The organism is Actinomadura sp. KC345 (assembly GCF_004348515.1).
Taxonomy (GTDB): domain Bacteria; phylum Actinomycetota; class Actinomycetes; order Streptosporangiales; family Streptosporangiaceae; genus Spirillospora.
In genome coordinates this window covers 1-7,468 of record NZ_SMKH01000351.1, presented here as the reverse complement: position 1 = coordinate 7,468, position 7,468 = coordinate 1, and the positions used below count along the sequence as shown (strand labels likewise).

Annotated in this window: 8 protein-coding genes and 1 pseudogene; 4 read left to right on the top strand and 5 right to left on the bottom strand. The window is 72.0% G+C overall.

Annotated features, from left to right (window positions below):
- Nucleotides 1-413: FAD-dependent monooxygenase (locus E1281_RS42340; RefSeq protein WP_243717716.1), on the bottom strand; the 413-nt coding region annotated here is incomplete at its 3' end.
- 292 nt (nucleotides 414-705) lie between these two features.
- A pseudogene (locus E1281_RS42335) lies at nucleotides 706-1,116 on the bottom strand (FAD-binding monooxygenase); the annotation flags it as partial.
- A 157-nt stretch (nucleotides 1,117-1,273) separates the two neighbouring features.
- On the opposite strand from E1281_RS42335, the gene E1281_RS34905 reads away from it, so the two are divergent.
- Nucleotides 1,274-1,903, top strand: a complete 630-nt coding sequence (locus tag E1281_RS34905) for a TetR family transcriptional regulator (RefSeq protein WP_131883976.1) — start codon at nucleotides 1,274-1,276, stop codon at nucleotides 1,901-1,903.
- 217 nt (nucleotides 1,904-2,120) lie between these two features.
- On the opposite strand, the gene E1281_RS34900 is transcribed toward E1281_RS34905, so the two are convergent.
- Nucleotides 2,121-3,278, bottom strand: a complete 1,158-nt coding sequence (locus E1281_RS34900) for an erythromycin esterase family protein (protein ID WP_131883975.1) — start codon at nucleotides 3,276-3,278, stop codon at nucleotides 2,121-2,123.
- A 186-nt stretch (nucleotides 3,279-3,464) separates the two neighbouring features.
- Between E1281_RS34900 and E1281_RS34895 the strand changes: the two genes are divergently transcribed.
- Nucleotides 3,465-4,385: an NAD(P)-dependent oxidoreductase gene (locus E1281_RS34895; RefSeq protein WP_131883974.1), complete on the top strand. Its 921-nt coding sequence runs from the start codon at nucleotides 3,465-3,467 to the stop codon at nucleotides 4,383-4,385.
- 32 nt (nucleotides 4,386-4,417) lie between these two features.
- Here the strand turns inward: E1281_RS34895 and E1281_RS34890 are convergent, their stop codons facing one another.
- On the bottom strand, nucleotides 4,418-5,326 hold the full coding sequence (locus E1281_RS34890) for an RNA polymerase sigma-70 factor (RefSeq protein WP_131883973.1): 909 nt from the start codon (nucleotides 5,324-5,326) through the stop codon (nucleotides 4,418-4,420).
- A gap of 1 nt (nucleotide 5,327) precedes the next feature.
- Entirely contained in the window at nucleotides 5,328-6,269 is a 942-nt protein-coding gene (locus tag E1281_RS34885) for an NAD(P)-dependent oxidoreductase (protein WP_131883972.1), read from the bottom strand.
- Nucleotides 6,270-6,384: 115 nt separating this feature from the next.
- Between E1281_RS34885 and E1281_RS34880 the strand changes: the two genes are divergently transcribed.
- Nucleotides 6,385-7,176 carry an AraC family transcriptional regulator gene (locus tag E1281_RS34880; protein WP_207943679.1) on the top strand — a complete coding sequence of 264 codons (792 nt, stop codon included), beginning with the start codon at nucleotides 6,385-6,387 and terminating at the stop codon, nucleotides 7,174-7,176.
- Nucleotides 7,177-7,187: 11 nt separating this feature from the next.
- A partial coding sequence (locus tag E1281_RS34875; RefSeq protein WP_131883970.1) for an SDR family NAD(P)-dependent oxidoreductase occupies nucleotides 7,188-7,468 on the top strand: 281 nt, incomplete at its 3' end.

The following is a 7,468-nucleotide window of genomic DNA, read 5'->3' as shown; positions in this document are numbered from 1 at the left end:
GTCCACTCCATGAGGGGGCCTCCCGCCCGCGCCAAAGGCTGCGCGGGGACGAGGCGGAGTGCGGAGTTGCGCACCACCTGGCGCCATCCGCCGCCCAGGTCCGCCCCGAACCGCGCGATGTGTTCGGCCCGCTTCGCGATGGCCCGGCAGCGGGGGCGCCGGATCGCGTCGAACTCCGCCATCGCCCGTCCCAGGTCGTGCCCCTGCGCGGCCGGTGCGCCGATGAGGCGCCCGACGCAGACGCCGTCCTCCAGCGCCGTGGCCGCGCCCTGCCCCATCGTGGGCAGTGCGGCATGGGCCGCGTCGCCGACCATCACGACCCGTCCCCGGACGTAGTTCGGCAGTCCGCCCGGCAGGTGGTAGACGTCGTGCCGCATCAGCCGCTCCGGGTCCGTCGCCTCGATGAGGTTCACGATCCCGGGGGCCCACCCCGGAGAACCTGGCCCGCGCCGCCGCGTGCTCGTCGGCGAAGACCGTCCCCTCCGGACTGCGGAAGTAGCCGTACCAGTAGACCTCGGAGTCGCTCACCCGCATTGCTCCGAACTCCGCGCCCGGCCCCCAGAACTCTACGAGCCGCCCGTCGAGCGCGTCGTCCGGCACGATGGCGCGCCAGCTCGTGCTTCCGCTGTAGCGGGGCCGCACGCCGGGGGCCACCGCCTCCCGGACGGCGCTCCACATGCCGTCGGCCCCGACGACCAGGTCGGTCTCCGCGCCGTGTTCGGTCTCCCCGCTCCGCCACGTCACGGTGGCGCGCGATCCCCCGGGCGTTCCGGGATCCACGTCCGTGGCCTGCGCCTCCAGTACCGGCTTCACCCCCGCCTCCACGGCCGCCAGGCGCAGGGCGGTGTGAAGTCGCCGGCGCTCGACGCCCCAGGCCGTCATCGCCCAGCGCACGTCGGCGCGATCGTCGGGAATGCGGAGGATCCGGCGGCCGCGGGTGTCGCGGAAGCCCGTGACGAGGGTTTCGTACCCGATCTCCGCGATGCGTCCGTCATCGAACCCGAGGGCGCGCAGAGCGGCCTCGCCGTTGCGCGGGAGGGCGACTCCCGCCCCCACCTCGGCCGAGCCGGACTGCCGTTCCAGCACGGTGGTCCGCCAGCCCGCCCGGGCGAGCATCAGTGCCGATGCCAGTCCCGCGATCCCGCCGCCGACCACCGTCGCCGTCAGATCTTCCATGGTCTCTCCCACCACTCGCCGGAGGCGCGATCGATGTGCCGCCGACCGCCGTTCACTACGAGGGTAGTGGTTGGTTCCGTGGACCTATACTCGGCCCATGCCTCCCGCCAACCTGCGCCGGCGACGCGCTCTGGCGGACGCGGCGATCACGCTCCTGGCGCAGGAGGGGGCGCACGGCCTGAGCCACCGCGCCGTCGAGACGCTCGCCGGCGTGCCGGCCGGAACCGCCACCAACTACTTCCGCAAACGAGAGGCGCTCCTGATCGCGGCCGCCGAGCGGATCATCGAACTGCACCTCGCGGAAACGGCGACCGTCGCGCTCGCCGACGACGGGTCGGGCGGCGAGGCGGAGACGCCGCGAGGGGTCGGCCCGGACGAGCTGGTGGACATGCTCACCGGCTCTCTCTGGACCGCGGTGACGGCACTGCGCGACCGGTACGTGGCCGCCTTGGAACTCCTGCTGGAGGCCCGGCGCCGCCCCCGGCTCGCCGCTGCGCTGGCCGGGCTTGAGGACACGGCGTTCGTCAGCACGGCGAGGCTGCACGCCGAACTGCGAACCGCGCTGCCCGAGACCGCGATCCGCACGCTGATCACCCTCTACGCCGGCACGTTGTTCACCCTCGTCGCACTCCCCTCCGAGTCCCTCGACGAGGCCGCCGTCCGCACCCTCGCGGAAGCGATGGTGCGAGGAGCCTTCGCTACCGGACGAACCGGAGAGACCACCTAGTTGATCTGGTCCGTTCCGGCCACGACGCTTTGTCTCGACGCCACCGGGGGACGATGACACCACCGAGCACTACGACCGCTGGGGTGGCCGACCTGCTGACGCGGCTCCCCGAGCGCGGGCACGTCCTGGACATCGGGTGCGGCTGGGGCGCTCCGGTAGCAGCGGCCACGCCCTCTTCTGGGCGCGCCGCAGCCGCTCGTGATCCAGGAGACAGGGCCTATTGCTTTGTCGCGGTGGGTGGGGTGGTGCTGATGTGCAGGATCGCGTCCGCCGAGTCGGTCATTGTTTGGTCGAGTGGGGAGTAGACCTGCTCTGGTCTTACGTCGGTGCGGGTGTGTGCGGAAGGGACCGCAGCGGCGGGCGTCAGGCCCCAGGTGGTGAATCGTCGTTGTAGAGCGCCCTCGTAGGTGTCCGGTTCCGGCTCTTCGAGTCCGAGGGCTTCGCTGCGTCCCATGCTGCCGATGACGACGGCGTACCGGTCGCCCAGCAGGGCGTCCACGATGGCGCCGGCCGAGTGCCAGCCGATGTCCATTCCCGCCATGTGCATGCTGCTCGGGTTGCGTTGCAGGTGGCTGTTGTGCGCGAAGACCAGCGTCGCGCCGCGTTGTTCCTCGATGGTGCGGATGTCCAGGAGGTTCTGGGCCATGAGCGCGTCCCGGGTGGCCATGAGGCGGGATATCCGGGCACTTTTCTCGATCCGCTGGGCGGACTGCCGGTGGTAGCGCAGCAAGCCCAGGCCAGCGGCGAGATGTGTGCGGGCCCGGAACCATTCGGCGCGTGAGGTCGCCGCGATCAGTTCCGGTGCGCGGGTGTAGAGCGACATGTGCAGGTCGTCGGCGACGGCTCGCGACTGCGCGGCCTCGGGAGTGTCGCCGATCGACTTCGCCGGGTCGAGGATCGCCTCCTCACGGCTCCACTGCTCGTCGGGCCCGAGCAGGCTCGCCAGGTCCATGTCGAGCCCCAGGTAGTCGCGCCCGTACTCCAGGTAGCGCCGGGGACTGGGTGCGCTGGTGTTCTCGGCCTGGACGTCGAAGCCGTAGAAGGCCAGCCGTTCTCCGGCGGGGCGGCCCTCGTTGTACTCGCGCATCCAGGCGACCAGCCGCCTGTTGGCCTCCAGGTCCCCGAAACCGTGCGAGAAACCTTCGCACATCGCCGTTTCGAGGGTACCCACGCCGTCCTGGACGAAGTCGTTCACCGCGAGCGCGGCCACTCGATCGGTCTCCAGGGCGATCGACCGGAAGCCCTCGTTCGCCAGCGATGCGAACAGGTCGTTACGGATAGGCCCGAAGGACGGATCCCGCGACGGGTGCGTCGGCTCCCCGAGCCCCAGCAACTCGCACTGCGGGCTGACGAAGCCACCGATGTCTTGACTCATGAGCCTGAATCGTATCGTTGAAAGAACGAGTGAAACTTGGCTCGGTGGTACGACGGAGACCGCGTTTGAAGTCTCAAAGCGGTGTCAATCAGTGACCATTCGGGTCCGTCTCTGCGATCACGGTCTTCGACCCCGGACCGCTGGGGGCCTGTCGTGGTGGGCGTTGCGGTGGTTGCATAGAGCGGTATGAAGGTTTTCGTGACCGGCGGAACCGGAGCGATCGGAAGCCATGCGGTCCCGGAACTGGTCAAGGCCGGGCACTCGGTGTCGGCGCTGGCCCGTTCGGCGGACAAGGCGGCCGCTCTGGCCGCGCAAGGGGCGTCGCCGGTCACGGTGTCGCTGTTCGACCCGGCGGCGCTGGCCGAAGCGTTCTCCGGTCATGACGCCGTCGTCAATCTGGCGAGCGCGATGCCCTCGACGGCGCTGTTCATGGTCCGGCGGGCCTGGCGCGCCACCGAGCGGGTGCGGACCGAGGGGTCGGCCGCGGTCGCCGAGGCCGCCCTGAACGCGGGCGTCGACCGGCTGGTCCAGGAATCGGTGGCGATGCTCTACCGCGACCACGGCGCCGCCTGGATCGACGAGGACGCCCCGGTCGACCACTACCCGGCCACGACGGGCAACCACGCCGCGGAGGCGAGCGCGCGGCGGTTCGCCACGGCGGGCGGTACCGCCGTCGTGCTGCGCCTCGGGCTGTTCTACGGTCCGGGCGCCGCGCACAGCGAGCAGATGCTCGCCCAGGCGCGGCGGCACCTCGGCCTGGTGCTGGGGCCGCCCGAGAACTACCTGTCCTCGATCCACATGGCCGACGCCGCCACCGCCGTCGTGGCCGCCCTGGGGGTCCCGGCGGGGACGTACAACATCGTCGACGACGAGCCCCTGACCAAGCGCGGCTACGCCGACGCACTCGCCCATGCGGCCGGCGCCACCCCGTGGGTACGCCTGCCAGGGCGGGCCGGGCTCGTGTTCGGCGACCGGCTCACGTCCCTGACGCGTTCGCTGCGCGTGAGCAACGCCCGGTTCCGTGCCGCGACCGGCTGGGCACCGCGCCACCCGAGCGCGCGGGAAGGCTGGGCGGCCACCGCGGCCGAACTGGCGCGCGACCGGTGACCAAGGGCCCCCGCCTGATCCACACGGGACGATCATGTGGGACGGCGCCGGGCACCGGCCCGGGTGCCGAGGTCGCTGACTGTGCCGATGTGTTGCAGCTTGTCTGGATTGACTATGGCGCGGATCGTCTGGATCCGGCCTTCGGCGATATCCAGTCCCAGGACCCCGACCAGGCGGTCCCGAGCGTCGTACGCCATGGCGCCCGTCTGGCCGTTGACCTCGGTGACGTGAATGCGGACGTTCTGGTCGGCCAGCTTGGACATGCCCGTCGCGAAGAGCCGCGCGACGCGGCGCCTGCCGTTGGCCGGGCGGGTCAGTGCGGGGACCTTGCCGCCGCCGTCGCCGTGCAGGGCCACGTCCTGCGCCAGCAGCTCTTCGAGCACCCGTAGGTCGCCCTGCTGGGCGGCGGCGAAGAAGCGGCGGGCCAGTTCCTGGCGCCGGTGCCGGGAGGCGTGGTAGCGCGGGCGGCGCTCCTGGACGGAGGCGCGGGCGCGGGCGACCAGGTGGCGCGTGCTGTCCACGCTGGTGCCGATGATCTCGGCGACCTCCGCGTACGGATAGTCGAACACCTCGCGCAGCAGGAACGCCGCCCGCTGCTGGGGCGACAGGCTCTCCAGCAGCACCAGGAACGCCAGGGACAACGAGTCGGCGGTCTCGGCCTGCTCGGCGGGTGACGGGTCCGTGACCAGCGGCTCGGGAAGCCACTCGCCGACGTAGTGCTCGCGCCGTGCCCGCGCCGAGCGGAGCTGGTCGATGGCCAGGCGGGTGACCAGCGTGGCGATGTACGCCCGCGGCGAGGCGATCGCCTCGTCCCGCCGCAGGGTCTGGTGCATCCGCAGGAACGCCTCCTGCACCACGTCCTCGGCCTCGCTGACGCTGCCGAGCATCCGGTAGGCGATGGCGAACGCCCGCGGCCGCAGCTCGTCGTACAGGTCCGGCATGTCAGCCCAATCCGTCGGTGAAGCCCGTGCGCCAGCTCGGGTACCGGAGCGTCCAGTCCAGGTCCCGCTTGGTCCTCTCGCTGGAGATCCCCCGGGCCCGCGTCATCAGGTCGACCGGGCCCCCGCCGACCAGCGGGCGGACGAGCCAGGCCGGTACGCGGCGCGGCGGGGCGGCGCCGAGCACACGGGCCAGTTCCCGCACCAGCTCCCGCACCGGCGCCGGATCGTCGTCGCCGACATGGTAGATCCCGGGCCTGCCGCGTTCGATGGCCGCGACGGTCGCCGACGCGGCGTCGGCGATGTGCACCACCGACCACACCCCGGTGCCGTGACCGATGACCGGGAACCTCCGCTTGCGGATCTGCGCGGTCATCGTCGCGTCCTCCGCGGCGCTGAGGTCGGTGCCCGGACCGTAGAAGCCGCCGTAGCGGATCGCGATGCCGTCGGCCCAGGTGATGCCGGTCACCGAGTCCTCCAGGTGGCGGAGCGCCGCGACCGCCTCTCCGGCGATGCCCCCGGGCGGGTCCGGTTCGAGCCGGCCGGTCTCGTCGGCGACCGGGCCGCCGGTGCGTTCCATCCACATGGCGTTGCTCTGCGCGACGAACCGGCGGACGCCGACGGCGCGCCCGGCGGCCAGCAGGTGGTCGGTGCCCTCGGTGCGCAGCCGGTTCGTGGCGGCCGCCATCTTCTTCAGGTGCCGCGGGGACCCGCTCAGCGCGGTGAGCTGATGGACGATCACCTCCGGTTCGGCCTTGGCCACCACGTCCGCCACCGAGTCCGGGTCCAGCGCGTCGAGGACGACCGGTTCGGCGCCCAGTGCGCGCAGCGCGCCGGTCTTGGCCGCCGAACGGGTCGTGCCGACGACCTCGTGGCCGCGCTCCACCAGTTGCGGGACGAGTTCACTGCCGATCGCGCCGGACGCTCCGGCGATGAAGATCTTCATGATGGCTCCGTTCGTGTGCTCTCACGAAGAAGAGACGAGACGGTTCCTCCCCCCATGACAGGCAGTGACCCAGTTCACATGCTGCCGCGTGTGGTCAACTGAGGGGGTGACGCAGGTGCATTCGGTTTTGGTGCGCGTGGGGGACGAGCAGTGCGCGTCGGTGGCGCGGCTTCCGGCGCCGTGGCTGCGGCCGTACGTCGCCGGCTACGGGGCCTTCCGCTCCGGGGCGCCGGGGGACGCGCGGCGCAGGGTCCTGCCGCTGAACCTGGTCACCGTAATCGTCGATCTCGACGGCGAGGGGCCGCTCGTGTTCGGGGCCAGGAGTGCCCCGGTGGTGGACGAGGAGGCGCGGTGGCGGCGGGGTGTCACGATCGGGCTGACGGTCGCCGGGGCACGGGCCCTGCTCGGGGCGCCGATGTGCCACCTGACCGGGGGGTCCGCGGGGCTGGACGACGTCCTCGGGCAGCGGGCGAAGGAGCTGGCGGAGCGGCTGGCCGAGTCGCCCTGCCCGTCGACCCGCTTCGACGTCCTGGACGGGCTGCTCACCGCCTGGCTGAGGCCGGAGCGGGGGCCGGACGGCCCGGCGACGCGAGGCTGGTGGCGGATCCAGGAGACGGCGGGACGCATGACGGTGGGGAGGGTGGCCGCCGAGGTCGGCGTCAGCCGCCGCCGCCTGGAGACCGGGTTCCGGCGGGAGATCGGGCTGAGCCCCAAGACGGTGGGACGGATCGCGCGGTTCCAGCGGGCGGCACAGGTGCTCAGCGCGCCGTCCGGCACCCTTCAGGCGGCCGTCGCCTGCGGATACGCGGACCAGCCGCACCTCAACCGCGAGGTACGGGCGCTGGCCGGGGTCACCCCCACGGAACTGTGCGCATTACTTCAATACGACGATCGGCTCACCGGCTAGCGTCCAGGGCCATGACGCTCAACGGTAAGACGGCCCTGGTGACGGGTGGTTCCCGGGGGATCGGCAGGGCCATCGTCCGGCGGCTCGCCCGAGACGGGGCGCGCGTGGTGTTCAGCTTCCGTGCGGACAAGGCGGCCGCCGACCGGCTCGTGCGGGACGTCCCGGACACGATCGCGGTCCAGGCCGACCAGGAGGACATCGGCTCCATCGAGGCGCTGTTCGAGCCGGTGCAGGACGGCCTGGACATCCTCGTCAACAACGCCGCCATCAACCCGCCCACCCCGATCAGCGC

Coding starts and splice junctions, on each gene's coding strand:
- E1281_RS34905 (WP_131883976.1), top strand. CDS start 1,274: ATGCCTCCCGCCAACCTGCGCCGGCGACGCGCTCTGGCGGACGCGGCG.
- E1281_RS34900 (WP_131883975.1), bottom strand. CDS start 3,278: ATGAGTCAAGACATCGGTGGCTTCGTCAGCCCGCAGTGCGAGTTGCTG.
- E1281_RS34895 (WP_131883974.1), top strand. CDS start 3,465: ATGAAGGTTTTCGTGACCGGCGGAACCGGAGCGATCGGAAGCCATGCG.
- E1281_RS34890 (WP_131883973.1), bottom strand. CDS start 5,326: ATGCCGGACCTGTACGACGAGCTGCGGCCGCGGGCGTTCGCCATCGCC.
- E1281_RS34885 (WP_131883972.1), bottom strand. CDS start 6,269: ATGAAGATCTTCATCGCCGGAGCGTCCGGCGCGATCGGCAGTGAACTC.